At 70.7% G+C, this 16,035-nt stretch carries 15 protein-coding genes; 11 read left to right on the forward strand and 4 right to left on the reverse strand.

Annotated elements, in window-relative coordinates:
• Positions 1–128 precede the first annotated feature (128 nt).
• A complete protein-coding gene (locus ACZ5L9_RS15760; protein WP_464529213.1) occupies positions 129–563 on the forward strand; it encodes a DUF1810 domain-containing protein in 435 nt (144 codons plus the stop codon).
• Positions 564–653: 90 nt separating this feature from the next.
• On the opposite strand, the gene ACZ5L9_RS15765 is transcribed toward ACZ5L9_RS15760, so the two are convergent.
• Together ACZ5L9_RS15765 and ACZ5L9_RS15770 are read right to left on the reverse strand one after the other, a co-directional pair.
• Positions 654–1,031 carry a DUF1304 domain-containing protein gene (locus ACZ5L9_RS15765; RefSeq protein WP_464529215.1) on the reverse strand — a complete coding sequence of 126 codons (378 nt, stop codon included), beginning with the start codon at positions 1,029–1,031 and terminating at the stop codon, positions 654–656.
• Positions 1,032–1,035: 4 nt separating this feature from the next.
• On the reverse strand, positions 1,036–1,581 hold the full coding sequence (locus ACZ5L9_RS15770) for a DUF1697 domain-containing protein (RefSeq protein WP_464529217.1): 546 nt from the start codon (positions 1,579–1,581) through the stop codon (positions 1,036–1,038).
• 116 nt (positions 1,582–1,697) lie between these two features.
• Between ACZ5L9_RS15770 and carA the strand changes: the two genes are divergently transcribed.
• The 3 genes from carA to ACZ5L9_RS15785 are packed head-to-tail and all read left to right on the forward strand — an operon-like array spanning position 1,698 to position 7,301.
• Positions 1,698–2,882, forward strand: a complete 1,185-nt coding sequence (carA, locus tag ACZ5L9_RS15775; protein WP_464529219.1) for a glutamine-hydrolyzing carbamoyl-phosphate synthase small subunit — start codon at positions 1,698–1,700, stop codon at positions 2,880–2,882.
• Position 2,883: 1 nt separating this feature from the next.
• Positions 2,884–6,219: a carbamoyl-phosphate synthase large subunit gene (gene carB / locus ACZ5L9_RS15780; protein ID WP_464529221.1), complete on the forward strand. Its 3,336-nt coding sequence runs from the start codon at positions 2,884–2,886 to the stop codon at positions 6,217–6,219.
• Positions 6,219–7,301 carry a quinone-dependent dihydroorotate dehydrogenase gene (locus ACZ5L9_RS15785; RefSeq protein ID WP_464529223.1) on the forward strand — a complete coding sequence of 361 codons (1,083 nt, stop codon included), beginning with the start codon at positions 6,219–6,221 and terminating at the stop codon, positions 7,299–7,301. The genes carB and ACZ5L9_RS15785 overlap by 1 nt, the downstream gene beginning before the upstream one ends.
• Positions 7,302–7,316: 15 nt before the next feature.
• Here ACZ5L9_RS15785 and ACZ5L9_RS15790 read toward each other — a convergent pair whose 3' ends face one another.
• Positions 7,317–8,444: a M48 family metallopeptidase gene (locus tag ACZ5L9_RS15790; RefSeq protein WP_464529225.1), complete on the reverse strand. Its 1,128-nt coding sequence runs from the start codon at positions 8,442–8,444 to the stop codon at positions 7,317–7,319.
• Between the two features lie 191 nt (positions 8,445–8,635).
• Between ACZ5L9_RS15790 and pyrF the strand changes: the two genes are divergently transcribed.
• The 7 genes from pyrF (at position 8,636) to metK (ending at position 13,863) form a co-directional block, all read left to right on the forward strand.
• Positions 8,636–9,472 (forward strand): orotidine-5'-phosphate decarboxylase, encoded by an 837-nt coding sequence (gene pyrF, locus ACZ5L9_RS15795; RefSeq protein WP_464529228.1) that lies wholly within the window; start codon positions 8,636–8,638, stop codon positions 9,470–9,472.
• Positions 9,473–9,476: 4 nt separating this feature from the next.
• Positions 9,477–9,929 carry a hypothetical protein gene (locus tag ACZ5L9_RS15800; RefSeq protein WP_464529231.1) on the forward strand — a complete coding sequence of 151 codons (453 nt, stop codon included), beginning with the start codon at positions 9,477–9,479 and terminating at the stop codon, positions 9,927–9,929.
• 116 nt (positions 9,930–10,045) lie between these two features.
• A complete protein-coding gene (gene mihF, locus ACZ5L9_RS15805; protein WP_464529233.1) occupies positions 10,046–10,366 on the forward strand; it encodes an integration host factor, actinobacterial type in 321 nt (106 codons plus the stop codon).
• Entirely contained in the window at positions 10,359–11,009 is a 651-nt protein-coding gene (gmk, locus tag ACZ5L9_RS15810; protein ID WP_464529235.1) for a guanylate kinase, read from the forward strand. The genes mihF and gmk overlap by 8 nt, the downstream gene beginning before the upstream one ends.
• A 1-nt stretch (position 11,010) precedes the next feature.
• On the forward strand, positions 11,011–11,343 hold the full coding sequence (gene rpoZ / locus ACZ5L9_RS15815) for a DNA-directed RNA polymerase subunit omega (RefSeq protein ID WP_464529239.1): 333 nt from the start codon (positions 11,011–11,013) through the stop codon (positions 11,341–11,343).
• Between the two features lie 4 nt (positions 11,344–11,347).
• On the forward strand, positions 11,348–12,598 hold the full coding sequence (coaBC, locus tag ACZ5L9_RS15820; RefSeq protein ID WP_464536885.1) for a bifunctional phosphopantothenoylcysteine decarboxylase/phosphopantothenate--cysteine ligase CoaBC: 1,251 nt from the start codon (positions 11,348–11,350) through the stop codon (positions 12,596–12,598).
• Between the two features lie 65 nt (positions 12,599–12,663).
• Positions 12,664–13,863 carry a methionine adenosyltransferase gene (gene metK, locus ACZ5L9_RS15825; protein WP_464529243.1) on the forward strand — a complete coding sequence of 400 codons (1,200 nt, stop codon included), beginning with the start codon at positions 12,664–12,666 and terminating at the stop codon, positions 13,861–13,863.
• A 77-nt stretch (positions 13,864–13,940) separates the two neighbouring features.
• Here the strand turns inward: metK and ACZ5L9_RS15830 are convergent, their stop codons facing one another.
• Positions 13,941–16,022: a putative bifunctional diguanylate cyclase/phosphodiesterase gene (locus ACZ5L9_RS15830; RefSeq protein ID WP_464529246.1), complete on the reverse strand. Its 2,082-nt coding sequence runs from the start codon at positions 16,020–16,022 to the stop codon at positions 13,941–13,943.
• Positions 16,023–16,035: the final 13 nt, after the last annotated feature.

Genomic DNA, 16,035 nt, shown 5'->3' on the forward strand with positions numbered 1-16,035 from the left:
GGCTGCTGGCTCATCGAGGTATGCAGCCGAACCCGCGCTTCCCGTGCGGAACTCACCGTGGGAAGTGCGGGTTCACTTGCATACCTTGCTCGACCTGCCCCGGTTGCTCCGCGGCGTAGCCTCGGCTCATGAGTGCGGATCCGTACTCCCTGGAGCGCTTCGTCGAGGCGCAGTCCGGCGGGGTCTACGAGCAGGCGTTGGACGAGCTGGGTGCCGGCGGCAAGCGGAGCCACTGGATGTGGTTCGTCTTCCCGCAGGTCGCGGGGCTCGGCTACTCGGCGACCTCCCAGCGCTACGCGATCGGCTCGCTCGCGGAGGCCCGCGCCTATCTCGAGCACCCGACCCTCGGCCCCCGGCTGAGGGCGTGCGCGAGCGCCGCGCGTGACTTCGCCGGTACGGCCGAGCAGCTTCTCGGGCCGATCGACGAGGAGAAGCTGCGCTCCTCGATGACCCTCTTCGAGTCCGCCTCGCCCGATGAGCCGCTCTTCGGCGAGGTGCTCGATCGCCACTACGGCGGCCTGCGCTGCCAGCACACGTTGCGGTTCGTGGCCGAGCACCCGTGATGGCTCATCGAGGTATGCAGGCGAATCGACGCTTCCCACGGTGAGTTCCGCACGGGAAGCGCGGGTCGGGCTGCATACCTCGACGAACCGTCAGAGCCCGACCGCCACCAGCACGACCCCGATCAGCGGGACCAGCCCCTGCTTGAGCGCGGCGGAGCGCTTGTCCGGACTGCCCAGGAAGAGCACGGCGCTGGCCGCGACCATCGACCCGGCACCCGCCAGGACGAGTGCGCCGCCCGCGGCGCGCTGCGAGCAGCAGATCAGGATCGTGCCGACGGCGACGACGATCGCCAGGAACAGGTTGTAGAAGCCCTGGTTGAACGCCAGCTCCCGGGTGGCCGCCGCCTCGTCGGCGGAGGTGCCGAAGACCCTGCGGGCCGCGCCCGTCCAGGCGAGCGACTCCAGCCAGAAGATGTAGACGTGGACGAGGGCGGCGAGACCGGTGAGGACGAGTCCCGCGATCAGCACGCGCTCACCCCGCCATCTTCTTCAGGATCCGGGCGAGGGTCAGCGGAGTGCGGGTGGTGAGCTCCTTGGAGTACGTCCGCTCGAGCCACTGCATCGCGTCGGGCGTGCCGGTGACGGTGGTGTCCGAGACTGTGCAGAGCGCACCGTCGACCACGCCGAGGACCTTGATCGCCATCCCCTCGGGCGGTTCCTCCGTGCGCTCGGCAGGATGCTTGAAGAACGACACCAGCTGATAGCTCTCCTTGCCGTGCGGCAGATCGCCGTACGGCAGCTTCTCCACCAGTGCTGCGAGCTGGGAGCGCGAGCGCACGATCGTGGTCGCCTTGAAGCCGCGCAGCTCCGGCCAGGCCGCCTCGATCCGGTCCCCGAGCGCGTCGGTGTCCTCGGCGTCCACGTCCGGATCGCCGGACGTGAAGACCACGTTGCCGCTGCTGATGACCGATCTCACGTCGCCGTACCCGAGCTCCTCCAGCACGCCTCGGAGTGACTCGTTCGACTTGCGCGGATCGCCCGGTCCGATGCCCCGGATCAGTGCCACGAAGGTGCCCATGCGGCCAACCTAGGGCACGGACAGGGATGCCGGACGGAGGTTGTCCGGCTGATAGGGTCGGGCTCGACCGAAAGTCCTTTAAAGAGCCGTCCCGTGAGGCGGAGAAGGAGGCCCGGGTGCCTGACATTTCTGCTGGCCGTGCCGCTGTTCCAGCCCTGCTCGTCCTCGAGGACGGGCGCACCTTCCATGGTGAGTCCTACGGCGCCGAGGGCGAGACCTTCGGCGAGGCCGTCTTCGCGACCGGCATGACCGGCTACCAGGAGACGCTGACCGATCCGTCCTACCACCGCCAGGTGGTCGTGCAGACGGCTCCCCACATCGGCAATACCGGTGTGAACGACGAGGACCCCGAGTCCCGCAGGATCTGGGTCGCCGGCTACGTCGTGCGCGACCCCGCCCGCGTCCCGAGCAACTGGCGCTCGCAGCGCAGCCTCGACGACGAGCTCGAGGCCCAGGGGATCGTCGGCATCTCCGGCATCGACACCCGCGCCCTGACCCGCCACCTGCGCGAGCGCGGCTCGATGCGGGTCGGCATCTCGACCACCACCCTCGACGCCGACGCGCTGCTGGCCAAGGTCACCGCGTCCGCCGAGATGGCCGGCGCGAACCTCTCCGAGGCCGTCTCCACCAGCGAGGCGTACGTCGTGCCCGCCCTCAACCTCAAGCCCGGCGAGAAGCCCCGCTTCGTGGTCGCGGCGCTCGACCTCGGCATCAAGGAGATGACCCCGCACCGGATGGCCGAGCGCGGCATCGAGGTGCACGTGCTGCCGGCCGACGCGACGATCGAGCAGGTCAACGCCGTCAGTGACAACGGGCCCGACGGCCTGTTCTTCTCCAACGGCCCCGGCGACCCGGCCGCGACGACCGGTCAGGTCGAGTTGCTCCAGGAGGCGCTGGCCCAGGGCACCCCCTACTTCGGGATCTGCTTCGGCAACCAGCTCTTCGGCCGCGCCCTCGGCTTCGGCACCTACAAGCTGAAGTACGGCCACCGCGGCATCAACCAGCCGGTCCAGGATCGCACCACCGGCAAGGTCGAGGTCACCGCCCACAACCACGGCTTCGCCGTGGACGCCCCGCTGGACCGCGACACCGAGACTCCGTACGGCATCGCCTCGGTCAGCCACGTCAACCTCAACGACGACTGCGTCGAGGGCCTCGAGCTGCGCGAGGGCGCGACCGGCTCGACCCCCGGCAGGCTCAAGGGCTTCTCCGTCCAGTACCACCCGGAGGCCGCGGCCGGCCCGCACGATGCCGCGTACCTCTTCGATCGTTTCGTTGCTCTGATGGACGGAGACCTCTGAGATGCCCAAGCGTGAAGACATCAAGTCGGTCCTCGTCATCGGCTCCGGCCCGATCGTCATCGGCCAGGCCTGCGAGTTCGACTACTCCGGCACCCAGGCGTGCCGGATCCTCAAGGAGGAGGGCCTCCGGGTCATCCTGATCAACTCCAACCCGGCCACGATCATGACCGACCCGGAGTTCGCCGACGCGACCTACGTCGAGCCGATCACCCCGGAGTTCGTCGAGAAGGTCATCGCCAAGGAGCGCCCCGACGCCATCCTGCCGACGCTCGGCGGCCAGACCGCGCTCAACGCGGCGATCGCCGCGCACGAGGGCGGCGTCCTGGAGAAGTACGGCGTCGAGATGATCGGCGCCTCCTTCGAGGCCATCCACCGCGGCGAGAATCGCGAGCTGTTCAACGACATCGTCCGCAAGGTCGGCGGCGAGGTCGCGCGGTCCTTCATCTGCCACTCGATGCCTGACGTCGAGGCTGCGGTCGAGTCCTTGGGCTTCCCGGTCGTCATCCGCCCCTCCTTCACCATGGGTGGCCTCGGCTCCGGGATCGCCTACGACCTCGAGGACCTGCACCGCATCGCCGGCGCCGGCCTCTCGGCCTCCCCGACCACCGAGGTCCTCATCGAGGAGTCCATCCTCGGCTGGAAGGAGTACGAGCTGGAGGTGATGCGCGACAAGAACGACAACGTCGTCATCATCTGCTCCATCGAGAACTTCGACCCGGTCGGCGTGCACACCGGTGACTCGATCACCGTCGCCCCGGCGATGACCCTGACCGACCGGGAGTACCAGCACCTGCGCGACCTGGCCATCGGCGTCATCCGCGAGGTCGGCGTCGACACCGGCGGCTGCAACATCCAGTACGCCGTCAACCCGGCCGACGGTCGCGTCATCGTGATCGAGATGAACCCCCGCGTGTCGCGCTCGAGCGCCCTCGCTTCCAAGGCGACCGGCTACCCGATCGCCAAGATCGCCGCGAAGGTCGCGATCGGCTACACCCTCGACGAGATCGAGAACGACATCACCGCCGGGCCGCAGGGCTCCACCGCGGCGAGCTTCGAGCCGACGCTCGACTACGTCGTGGTCAAGGTCCCGCGGTTCGCGTTCGAGAAGTTCCCGACCGCCGACTCGACGCTGACCACCCACATGAAGTCGGTCGGTGAGGCGATGTCGATCGGCCGCAACTTCACCGAGGCGCTCAACAAGGCGCTGCGCTCGATGGAGTCCAAGGGCTCGCAGTTCTCTTGGACCGGCGAGCCCGGCGGCCCCGCTGAGAAGGACGCGATCCTCGCCGACGTGAAGCGTCCGCACGACGGCCGCATCCAGAAGCTGATGCTCGCCATCCGCGCCGGCGCCACCCCCGAGGAGATCTTCAACGCCACCAAGATCGACCCCTGGTACGTCGACCAGCTCTTCCTGATCAACGAGGTGGCGCAGGAGGTCGCCGCGGCGGCCGAGCTCGATGCCGCGACGCTGCGGCTGGCCAAGCGTCACGGCCTGTCCGACGCCCAGATCGCCGCCATCCGCACTTCGACAAGCTCAGTGACCGTGACCGAGGCCGCGGTCCGCCAGGCCCGGTACGACCTGGGGATCCGGCCGGTCTACAAGACCGTCGACACCTGCGCCGCCGAGTTCGCGGCGAAGACGCCGTACTACTACTCCTCCTACGACGAGGAGACCGAGGTCGCCCCGCGCGAGCGCCCGGCGGTCATCATCCTCGGCTCCGGCCCGAACCGGATCGGGCAGGGCATCGAGTTCGACTACTCGTGCGTGCACGCCAGCCAGGAGCTGTCCAAGGCCGGCTACGACACGATCATGGTCAACTGCAACCCGGAGACGGTCTCGACCGACTACGACACCTCCGACCGGCTCTACTTCGAGCCGCTCACCCTCGAGGACGTCCTGGAGATCTACGAGGCGGAGAAGGCGGCCGGCCCGATCGCCGGCGTCATCGCCACCCTCGGCGGCCAGACCCCGCTGGGTCTCGCCCAGGGTCTGCAGGACGCCGGCGTCCCGATCGTCGGCACCTCGCCGGAGGCCATCGAGCTGGCCGAGGAGCGCGGCGCGTTCGGCAAGGTGCTCGCCGAGGCCGGCCTGGTCGCCCCGAAGCACGGCACCGCCGTCTCCTTCGAGGACGCCCGCGAGATCGCCCACGAGATCGGCTACCCGGTCCTGGTCCGCCCGTCGTACGTGCTGGGCGGTCGCGGCATGCAGATCGTCTACTCCGACGACGCGCTGGAGACCTACCTCGAGGCCGCGACCGAGCTGATCAGCGAGGACCGCCCGGTCCTCATCGACCGGTTCATCGACGATGCCGTCGAGATCGACGTCGACGCCCTGTACGACGGCACCGAGCTCTTCCTCGGCGGCGTCATGGAGCACATCGAGGAGGCCGGCATCCACTCCGGCGACTCCTCGTGCGCGCTGCCGCCGATCACGCTGGGGCGCGCCGAGATCAACCGGATCCGCACCGCCACCGAGGCGATCGCGAAGGGTGTCGGCGTCCGCGGCCTGATCAACATCCAGTTCGCGCTGGGCGCCGACGTGCTCTACGTCATCGAGGCCAACCCGCGCGCGTCCCGGACGGTCCCGTTCGTCTCCAAGGCGACCGGCACCTCCCTGGCCAAGGCCGCCTCCCGCGTGATGCTCGGCGAGTCCATCGCCTCGCTGCGGACGGCGGGCCTCCTGCCGGCCGAGGGCGACGGCGGCACCCTGCCGGCCGACGCCCCGATCGCGGTGAAGGAGGCCGTCCTCCCGTTCAACCGGTTCCGCACCAAGGAGGGTCAGTTCGTCGACACCGTGCTGGGCCCGGAGATGAAGTCGACCGGCGAGGTGATGGGCTTCGACGAGGACTTCGGCAAGGCCTTCGCCAAGGCGCAGGCGGGCTCGTTCGGGCCGCTGCCCACCTCCGGCAAGGTCTTCGTCTCGATCGCCAACCGTGACAAGCGGACGATGATCTTCCCGGCCCGTGTGCTGGCCGACTACGGCTTCGAGCTCCTGGCGACCCAGGGCACCGCCGAGGTGCTGCGTCGCAACGGCATCCCGTCGACCGTGGTCCGCAAGGCCTCCGACGGGATCGGGCCGGACGGGGAGAAGACCGTCGTCGGGATGATCCAGGACGGCGAGATCGACCTGATCGTCAACACGCCCAACGGCTCGGCGTCCGACGCCCGCCACGACGGCTACGACATCCGGGCCGCCGCGGTCCTCACCGGCACGCCGTGCATCACCACGGTCCAGGGCGCCGCTGCCGCGGTCCAGGGGATCGCGGCGCTGCGTGGAGAGGACATCGGCGTCCGGTCGCTGCAGGAGTGGGCGGCGATCACCCGCAAGGCGCGCTGATGGGCGCCTACCGGTTCCTCTTCGACCAGTTCCTGGTCAAGTCCGACCCGGAGCAGGCCCATCACCAGGCCTTCGCCGCCATCCGGGCGGCGGGGCCGGTGCTGGCGCGCCGGTCGTTCCCCGGCACGCCGGTGCAGGCGCTGGGGCTGACGTTCCCCAACGCGCTGGGTCTGGCCGCAGGCTTCGACAAGAACGGCGTCGGGATCGACGCCCTCGGCGGCCTGGGCTTCGGCCACGTCGAGATCGGCACGGTCACCGGCGAGGCCCAGTCCGGGAACCCACAGCCGCGCCTGTTCCGGCTGGTCAACGATCGCGCGGTCGTCAACCGGATGGGCTTCAACAACGACGGCGCCGAGGCGGTTGCTGCCCGGCTCAAGGCCCGCCTCGACAAGCGGGGATCGGGCGTCGGTGGTCGAGTAGCCGCCGCGGCACGAGGCGGCGTATCGAGCCCCGGACCGGTGCTCGGCATCAACATCGGCAAGACGAAGCTCGTCCCCGAGGGCGACCAGGCCGCGGTCGAGGCCGACTATGGCAAGTCGACCCGGCTGCTCGCGCCCTACGCCGACTACCTCGTGGTCAACGTCAGCTCGCCGAACACGCCCGGGCTGCGCACCCTGCAGGCGGTGGAGCGGCTGCGGCCGCTGCTGGAGCACGTACGGCGTACGGCCGACGAGGTCGCCACCCGGCGCGTCCCGCTCCTGGTGAAGATCGCCCCCGACCTCGCCGACGAGGACGTCCTCGCGGTGGCCGACATGGCCCTCGCGATGGGGCTCGACGGCATCGTCGCGACCAACACCACGATCTCGCGCGAGGGGCTGCGAGCCCACCCCGACGAGCTCGAGGAGATCGGCACGGGCGGCGTCTCCGGCGCACCGGTGAGGCCGCGGGCGCTGGAGGTCATCCGGATGCTGCGCGAGCGCGTCGGCTCCGAGCTGACCCTCATCGGAGTCGGCGGCATCAGCACGGTGGCGGACGCGGTCGAGCGGCTCGAGGCCGGTGCCGACCTGCTCCAGGGCTACACCGCCTTCATCTACGAGGGCCCGCTGTGGCCGCGCCGGATCGCCGCCGGGGTGTCCGCGTAGCGTCGGTGAGCGGTGTCACCGGACGTAGCGGTACCGCTCACCCAGCTGCTTGAGCTTCCGCTGCAGGTACGGCGCCAGCTCCGTGTCGATCAGCCGGCTGCGGTACGGGTCCAGGACGACGCCCGCCACGGACCGCTCGACGGACTCGACCAGTCGCAGCCGATCCACCGTCGGAGGATGACTCGCGTCGATGCTGCGGCGGTCGTTCTCAGCACGGCGCCGTGCGTTCGCGCGCTGCTCGGCGTCGTAGCCCGCCATCCGGGTCGCGATCGCCTCGCCGAGATCCGGCCGGGCCGGGTCGACGGCGGCACGATTGGCGACCACATCCACGGCCTCGCCCATCAGCGTCACCTCGAGGCAGCCGACCACCGCGTCGGTACCGGCCACGACGACCGAGGCGAGGTCGGCATAGAGCTCCTGGCGCCGCGACGCCGCAGAGTTCACCGCGTCCAGGAGACGGCTGTAGCCGATCACGAGGAGCCGCGGAGGCAGCATCAGCAGGCGCACCACGAACGGTGTGGAGTGCGCGAACACCTCGGAGCGGATCGGGTCCAGCAGCCCCTCCCAGCGGTGCAGGGTGAGGTACGCGCTCCCGACGTAGCGGACGTTGAGAAGGTCGCCGTGTGCGAGGTGCCCGAGCTCGTGGCCGAGCAGCGCCACACGCTCCTGCGGTCCGAGTGCCGTCCACAGCGGAGCGCCGAGGACGAGCTGGCGACCGCGCAACCCACGAGGCGCGACGAAGGCGTTGAGATCGGTGCACAGCCGGATCTCCTGGGGTGCGGGGGTGCCGAGCATCGTGGAGACCTCGCCGACCAGCGCGGTGAGGGCGGGTGCCTGGGCCGGAGTGACGAGGACGGTGCCCCGAGCCGCACGGCCCGAGAGGTGGGGCTTGGTCGTCCAGGCCACCGCGAGCAGGAACGCCGCCATCAGCCACTGCCACCAGCCCGCGCCCAGGAGCAGCAGCGCGACCCCGCCGAGAGCGAGCGCGATGCTGACCAGGTGGACCGGGGTGACCAGGAGCGCGGCGGCGACCTTCGCCAGCCACGTGCTTCGCCCGCTGCCGACCCGGGTCACCAGCCGCTTGTCCAGCGCCTCTGCGACGCGGGCGTCGAGGCGGCGGGTGAAGGAGTCGGGAACGCTCACGCGCCGATGCTAGGGAGGGCCCGCAGCGATGCCGAATCGATAGCGGCCACCGTCGCGGACCACCGGATGGGCCGGGCTGGACGGTGAGTGCGAACCGGTGCGGCGGAGGTCTCGGCTCGGTTCACGTCGGTAGCCGAGCCCCGCGGCGCCGGGTTGGCGGGAGAACGCGACCATCGGGGAGGATGACCCGCATGAGCACGTTCGGAGCACGCCTGCACGCCGCCGTCCAGGCCCGCGGCCCGCTGTGTGCGGGCATCGACCCGCATGCCTCGCTGTTGGCCGAGTGGGGACTCGACGACGACGTCGCCGGCTTGGAGCGCTTCGCGCTGACCGCCGTCGAGGGCCTCGCCCCGCACGTCTCGGTGATCAAGCCGCAGAGCGCGTTCTACGAGCGGTTCGGCTCGAAGGGCATCGCGGTGCTCGAGCGGGTCATCGCCGACGCCCGGGCCGCCGGTGCGCTGGTGCTGCTCGACGTGAAGCGCGGCGACATCGGCTCCACCTCGCAGGCCTACGCCGACGCCTACCTCGACCCCACCTCGCCCCTGGCCTCGGACGCCGTCACCGTCAGCCCGTACCTGGGCTTCGGCTCGCTGGCTCCGTTCATCGCCTCGGCGAGCCTGTACGACGCCGGCCTGTTCGTGCTCGGCCTCACCTCGAATGCCGAGGGCCCCGAGGTGCAGCGCTCGACCACCGACACCGGTGAGACGGTCGCGGAGCGGATGTTCGCCCACCTCGCCACCCTCAACGACGGCGCGCAGCCGTACGGCTCGTTCGGTGCGGTCGTGGGCGCGACCATCGGCGACGTGTCGAGGGACCTGCCCTCGGCGCTCGCCTCGGCGCTCGACTTCGGGGGCCCGATCCTGGCCCCCGGCTTCGGCGAGCAGGGTGGCACCGCGGCCGACGTCAAGCGCATCTTCGGTGATCTGCCGGTGCTGCCGTCGTCCTCGCGCGGCCTGCTGCGCCGGGGTCCGGACGTCGCGGCGCTGCGCGACGCAGCACTGGCCACCAACGCCGAGCTGCGCGGCTGAGCCGATGCTGGCTGGCAGGGTCCGGGTCGCCGCGACGGCCGCCATCCTGACCGCGGCGCTGTCCGCGTGCAGCGGGGCGGCGTCGGTCGACGACTACTGTGCCGCGGTCGCCTCGCACCGCGACGGCCTCTCGAAGGTCCTCGGTGACGGGGGAGCGCTGGCCCTGCTCGACGCGCTGCCGACGTTCCGCGACCTCCAGGCCACGGCGCCCTCCGACATCGCCGATGACTGGTCGACGGTGGTCGACCGGCTCGCCGCCCTGCAGGACGCGCTCAAGGCCGCCGGCGTCGACCCCGGCGACTACGACGCCGCCCATCCGCCGGCGTCGGTCACCGCCGCTCAGCGCCGGGCCATCAGCGACGCGGCCACGGCCGTCGGCAGCACGCGGACCGCGACCGCTCTCGACGCCGTGCAGCAGCAGTCCCGCGACGTCTGCCACACCCCGCTCACCCTCTGACCTCACGCCCCACCGGCATCGGGACGGACCTCCGTTGCCGCTCGCGCGCTGTTCTGACTAGATTGGCGCGGACTGCACCCGACAGTCGCGACCCACTCCCATCGAAGTAGGACTCTGTGGCACTTCCTCCGCTCACCCCCGAACAACGTCAGGCCGCGCTGGAGAAGGCCGCGGCCTCCCGTCGCGTCCGGGCCGAGGTGAAGAACCGGCTGAAGACCGGTGGGGCCGACATCATGGATGTCATCCAGGAGGGCCAGGTCAACGAGGTCGTCGGCCGGATGCGGGTCATCGACCTGCTCCAGGCGATGCCGGGTCTGGGCAAGGTGCGCGCGCACGCGATGATGGAGCGGGTCGGCATCGCCGAGAGCCGCCGCGTCGCGGGCCTCGGCACCAAGCAGATCACCGGTCTGGCCCAGGAGTTCGGCCGGCGTGTCTGAGCCCGCTCGACCGAGTCAGCAGCCCGGCTCCGCGCCCCAGCGACTGGTGGTCCTCGCCGGCCCCACCGCGGTCGGCAAGGGGACGGTGGCGGCGCAGATGCGTGCCGCGCATCCCGACGTGTGGATGTCGGTCTCCGCGACCACCCGCGCCCCGCGACCCGGTGAGGTCGACGGCGTGCACTACTGGTTCGTCTCCGACGAGGAGTTCGACCGGATGGTCGCCGAGGATGAGCTTCTCGAGTGGGCAACGGTGCACAAGGTCGCCCGCTACGGCACCCCGCGCAAGCCGGTGGAGGCCGCGCTCGCGTCGGGTCGCCCGGCGCTGCTCGAGATCGACCTCCAGGGCGCGCGCCAGGTGCGCGAGGCCGTCGAGCGCCAGCCCGGCCTCGACGCCGTCTTCGTCTTCCTCGCGCCCCCGTCGTGGGAGGAGCTCGTCCGGCGTCTCGTCGGCCGGGGGACCGAGACCGAGGCCGAGCGCGAGCGTCGATTGGAGACCGCGAAGGTCGAGCTGGCCGCCGAGGCCGAGTTCGATGTCACCATCGTCAACCGGGAAGTTCGTGAGGCTGCCGCCGAGTTGGTAGCCTTGATGACGCTCGGTGCTGGTAACAGCATCGACTCCGATCCGAAAACCAGTGAGGCTTAACGTGGCTGCTCCCGCAATCGACGCCCAGGGCGTGACCAACCCGTCGATCGATGACCTGCTCACGAAGACCGACAGCAAGTACAAGCTGGTTCTCTACAGCGCCAAGCGCGCTCGCCAGATCAACGCGTACTACTCCCAGCTCGGCGAGGGCCTGCTCGAGTACGTGGGCCCGCTCGTCGACACCCACGTGCAGGAGAAGCCGCTGTCGATCGCGCTGCGCGAGATCAACGACGACCTGCTCACCTGTGAGGACATCGACCCGGCCGAGGTGGCCGCCGAGGAGGCAGCTGCTCGCGCCGCCGCGAACGAAGACCCGTTCGCCGTCAGCGAGTGAGTCGATCCTGACCACGCACGACACGACGTCGGCCGCTTCCCCTGAGGGGAAGCGGCCGTCGGTCGTTCTCGCGGTCTCCGGCGGCATCGCTGCCTACAAGGCCGCCGAGCTGCTGCGCCGCTTCACCGAGCGCGGGTACGACGTCACCGTCGTCCCGACCGCCGCTGCCCTGGAGTTCGTCGGCGCCCCGACCTGGGAGGCGCTCTCCGGCAAGGCCGTCGCCACCGAGGTCTTCGAGAACATCACCGAGGTCCCGCACGTCCGCCTCGGCCAGGGGGCCGACCTGGTCGTCGTCGCCCCGGCGACTGCGAACACGCTGGCCCGCGCGGCCCACGGGCTCGCCGACGACCTGCTCACCAACGTGCTGCTCACCGCTCGCTGTCCGGTGGTCTTCGCCCCGGCGATGCACACCGAGATGTGGGAGCACCCCGCGACCGTCGACAACGTCGCGACCCTGCGCCGACGCGGCGCCGTCGTGATCGAGCCGGCCGAGGGCCGCCTCACCGGCAAGGACACCGGCAAGGGCCGGCTGCCCGATCCGGCCGAGATCTTCGAGCTCTGCGAGGCCGTCCTCGCCCGCGGCGGCGTGGCCGACCTCGCCGGCCGTACGCTCGTCGTCAGCGCCGGCGGCACCCGCGAGTACCTGGACCCGGTCCGCTTCCTCGGCAACCGCTCCAGCGGGCTGCAGGGCTACGCCATCGCGCGGGCCGCTGCCGCCCGGGGCGCCGAGGTGACGGTCGTGGCGGCCAACGTCGCCCTCGCCGACCCGGCCGGCGTGAAGGTCGTCCGGGTGGAGACGACCGCCGAGCTGCACGACGCGATGCTCGCCGCCGCACCGGGTGCCGATGCCGTCGTGATGGCGGCCGCCCCGGCGGACTTCCGCCCGACCAGCCACAGCAACGCCAAGATCAAGAAGGCCGCCGACGGCTCGGCGCCCACCATCGAGCTGGTCCAGAACGCCGACATCCTGGCCGAGCTGAGCCACCACCGCGCCCGCTCGGGTCAGGTCGTGGTCGGCTTCGCCGCCGAGACAGGCGACGCCACCGGCACCGTCCTGGAGCTGGCTCGGGCCAAGCTGGCCCGCAAGGGCTGCGACCTGCTCGTGGTCAACGACGTCAGCGGCGGCGCGGTCTTCGGCAGCCACGAGAACGAGGCCGTCGTGCTCGGCGCCGACGGCTCGGCGACCGAGGTCCCCCAGGGCGCGAAGAGCGCCCTGGCCCACATCATCGTTGATCACATCGCGGCACGCCTCTGATCGGTGCCGACGGCACCGATAGGCTTTTAACTGCACTCTTCCGATCCAGAAACGGAGCGCATATCGTGACCGGACGTCTTTTCACGTCGGAGTCGGTGACCGAGGGTCACCCGGACAAGATCGCCGACCAGATCAGCGACACCGTCCTCGACTACCTGCTCGAACACGACCCGAGGAGCCGGGTCGCGGTCGAGACGCTCCTGACCACGGGTCTCGTCGTGGTGGCGGGTGAGGTGACCACCGAGGCGTACGCGCCGGTGGCCCAGCTCGTCCGCGAGAAGATCCTCGAGATCGGCTACGACAGCTCCGACAAGGGCTTCGACGGCCGCTCCTGCGGCGTCCAGGTCGCGATCGGCGCCCAGTCGGCCGACATCGCCCAGGGCGTCGACACCGCCGAGGAGACCCGCGCCGAGGGCTCGATCGACGAGCTCGACAAGCAGGGCGCCGGTGACCAGGGCCTGATGTTCGGCTACGCCTGCGACGACACCCCGGAGCTGTTCCCGCTGCCGATCAAGATCGCGCAGACGCTGGCCGAGCGGCTCACCGAGGTCCGCAAGGACGGCACGCTGCCGTACCTGCGGCCCGACGGCAAGACCCAGGTCACCATCGAGTACGACGACGAGAACCGCGCCGTCCGCGTCGACACCGTCGTCCTCTCCACCCAGCACGCCGAGGAGATCAGCCAGGAGCAGATCGCCGCGGACGTGAAGGCCCACGTCATCGAGCCGGTCCTGGGGAGCTTCAAGACCTCGGTGCCGTTCGACGGCTACAAGCTGCACATCAACCCGACGGGCAAGTTCGTCGTCGGTGGCCCGATGGGCGATGCCGGCCTGACCGGTCGCAAGATCATCGTCGACACGTACGGCGGCATGGCCCGCCACGGCGGCGGCGCCTTCTCGGGCAAGGACCCGTCGAAGGTCGACCGCTCGGCCGCCTACGCGATGCGCTGGGTCGCCAAGAACATCGTCGCCGCCGGCCTGGCCCGTCGCGCCGAGGTCCAGGTCGCGTACGCGATCGGCAAGGCCGCCCCGGTGGGTGTCTTCGTCGAGACGTTCGGCACCGGCGTGCTGCCCGACGAGAAGATCCAGCAGGCGGTGCTCGAGGTCTTCGACCTGCGTCCGGCCGCCATCCTGCGTGACCTCGACCTGCTGCGCCCGATCTACGCCAAGACCGCTGCGTACGGTCACTTCGGCCGCGAGCTCCCGGAGTTCACCTGGGAGCGCACCGACCGCGCCGAGGCGCTCAAGGCCGCTGCCGGCATCTGAGTCGCTGACGCCAACAGGGCCGCACCCCATCGGGGTGCGGCCCTGTTCGCATGCCGGGGAGGACCGTGCCGAACGGCTCAGTGGCCCCGGTGGTGGTCGATGATCGGGGTGGCGAGTCCCCCAGAGCGGCGCAGCTGGCCGGTGCGGGCGATCTCGTCGGGGGCCGAGGGCCGGCCAAAGAAGAAGCCCTGCGCCTCCTGGCAGCCCGCCAGGGTGAGCAGGTCGCGCTGCTCGGGCGTCTCGATGCCCTCGGCGATCACGGCCAGACCGAAGGTCCGGCCGAGGGTGAGCACGGTCTGGATCAGCTCGATGGTCTGCTGCGGGCTGGTGCCGGTGAGGAACGACCGGTCGATCTTGAGCCGGTCGAAGGGGAACGAGCGCAGCACGTCGAGCGAGGAGTAGCCGACGCCGAAGTCGTCGAGCGCCAGGCCGACGCCCATCGCCTTCAGATCGGTCAGGGTGCGCAGCACCTGGTCGCGGTCGTTGAAGACGGCGGTCTCGGTCATCTCCAGCTCGAGCCGGGCGGGTGCCAGACCGGAGGAGGCGAGCGTCGCACGGACCGTCTCGACGAAGCCGGGATCGCACAGCTGCACCGCGGAGACGTTGACCGAGATCCGGTACGGCGGCTCCCAGCGGGCCGCCTCGTGGCAGGCCTCGTGCAGCACCCACGCCCCGATCGGGACGATCAGCCGGCTGTCCTCGGCGAGCGGGATGAACTCGGCGGGGGAGACCAGGCCGTGCTTCGGGTGCTGCCAGCGCACCAGTGCCTCGTACCCGAGGACGTCGCCCTTCGGCAGCGCGCTCTGGACCTGGTAGTGCAGCAGGAACTCGTCGCGGGCCAGCGCCTCGCGCAGGTCGGCGAGGAGGCCCTGACGGGTACGGGTGCGCTCGTCGATCACCGGGTCGTAGAGGCAGACCTTGCTGTACGAGTCGGCCTTGGCGCGGTACATCGCCAGATCGGCGTTGCTGATCAGGGCGGCCGCGTCGGTGGCATCCTCGGGGAAGATCGCGGCACCGATGCTCGCCTGCGGGCGGATCACGTCGGAGCCGATGTCGATGGGGGCCGATGACACGTCGAGGAGCTCGCGCAGGAAGACCTCGAGCTCCTCCTGGAGCGCCTCGCTCTCGAGGCGGTGCAGCGCGATGAACTCGTCCCCGCCCACCCGGGCGATGAAGGTCCCGGGCGCAGTGTCGACCAGGTTGCTCATCCGGAGGCCGAGCGTGCGCAGCACCTCGTCGCCGGCGGGGTGACCGCGCAGGTCGTTGATCTCCTTGAAGCCGTCGATGTCGATCACGGCCACCGAGAGCCGGCTGCGGCGGTGTCGGCTCTCGGCGATCTCGACCTGCAGCCGCTCGCTCAGGCTGGTGCGGTTGGGCAGGCCGGTGAGCGGGTCGTACAGCGCCAGCTTGCGGAACCGCTCGAGGGCGGCGGCGCGGGTGCTGCTGTCGATGATGTAGCCGACCATGCCGGCACCGATCGTGGCCAGCGCCATGATCGCGATCGCGACGGCGAGGACGGACTCGGAGTTGCGGTCGATGCTGGAGCCCATGGTCGTCATCACGCCGTGCGGCTGGGTGATGGAGAAGGCACCCATCCCGATGAAGTGCAGGGCCAGGATGGCCAGCGCGAAGAGCAGGGCCATCCGGTCGCTGCGTGGCCGCTCGGGGGTGGAGGCGCTGCCGATCCGCAGTGCGGTGCTGGCCAGCGCGATCCCCAGGACCACCGAGAGGACGGCGAGCGGCACGTTCCACCGCACGGGGGTGGAGGTCCGCATCGCGCTCATGCCCAGGTAGTGCATCGCGGCGATCGACAGGCCCACGATCCCGCCGCCCAGGGCCGGGCGGCCCCCGATGCTGGCCACGGTGAACCCCGCCGCGCTGCCGGTGACGGCGATGACCAGCGAGACCACGGTCGGCGCCCAGGCGATCTCGATGGGCATGTCGGCGTGGTAGCCGAGCATGGCGACGAAGTGGGTGCACCACACGGTCACGCCGCTCGAGACCGAGGTCAGCAGCAGCCAGTCGGCCCGCAGTCCGTCACCGCTGTTGGCCACCCGCTGGAAGAACCGCGACGTGGCCCAGGAGCCGGCGATGCACAGGATGGCCGCGAGGGCGACGAGCGTGGGGCTGTGCTCGGCCAGCAGGTGCGGGGTATGCATCGCATCGTTTGTC

It is taken from the genome of Nocardioides sp. JCM 18998, assembly GCF_055391535.1.

Coding starts and splice junctions, on each gene's coding strand:
- ACZ5L9_RS15760 (WP_464529213.1), top strand. CDS start 129: ATGAGTGCGGATCCGTACTCCCTGGAGCGCTTCGTCGAGGCGCAGTCC.
- ACZ5L9_RS15770 (WP_464529217.1), bottom strand. CDS start 1,581: ATGGGCACCTTCGTGGCACTGATCCGGGGCATCGGACCGGGCGATCCG.
- carB (WP_464529221.1), top strand. CDS start 2,884: ATGCCCAAGCGTGAAGACATCAAGTCGGTCCTCGTCATCGGCTCCGGC.
- ACZ5L9_RS15785 (WP_464529223.1), top strand. CDS start 6,219: ATGGGCGCCTACCGGTTCCTCTTCGACCAGTTCCTGGTCAAGTCCGAC.
- pyrF (WP_464529228.1), top strand. CDS start 8,636: ATGAGCACGTTCGGAGCACGCCTGCACGCCGCCGTCCAGGCCCGCGGC.
- ACZ5L9_RS15800 (WP_464529231.1), top strand. CDS start 9,477: ATGCTGGCTGGCAGGGTCCGGGTCGCCGCGACGGCCGCCATCCTGACC.
- ACZ5L9_RS15830 (WP_464529246.1), bottom strand. CDS start 16,022: ATGCATACCCCGCACCTGCTGGCCGAGCACAGCCCCACGCTCGTCGCC.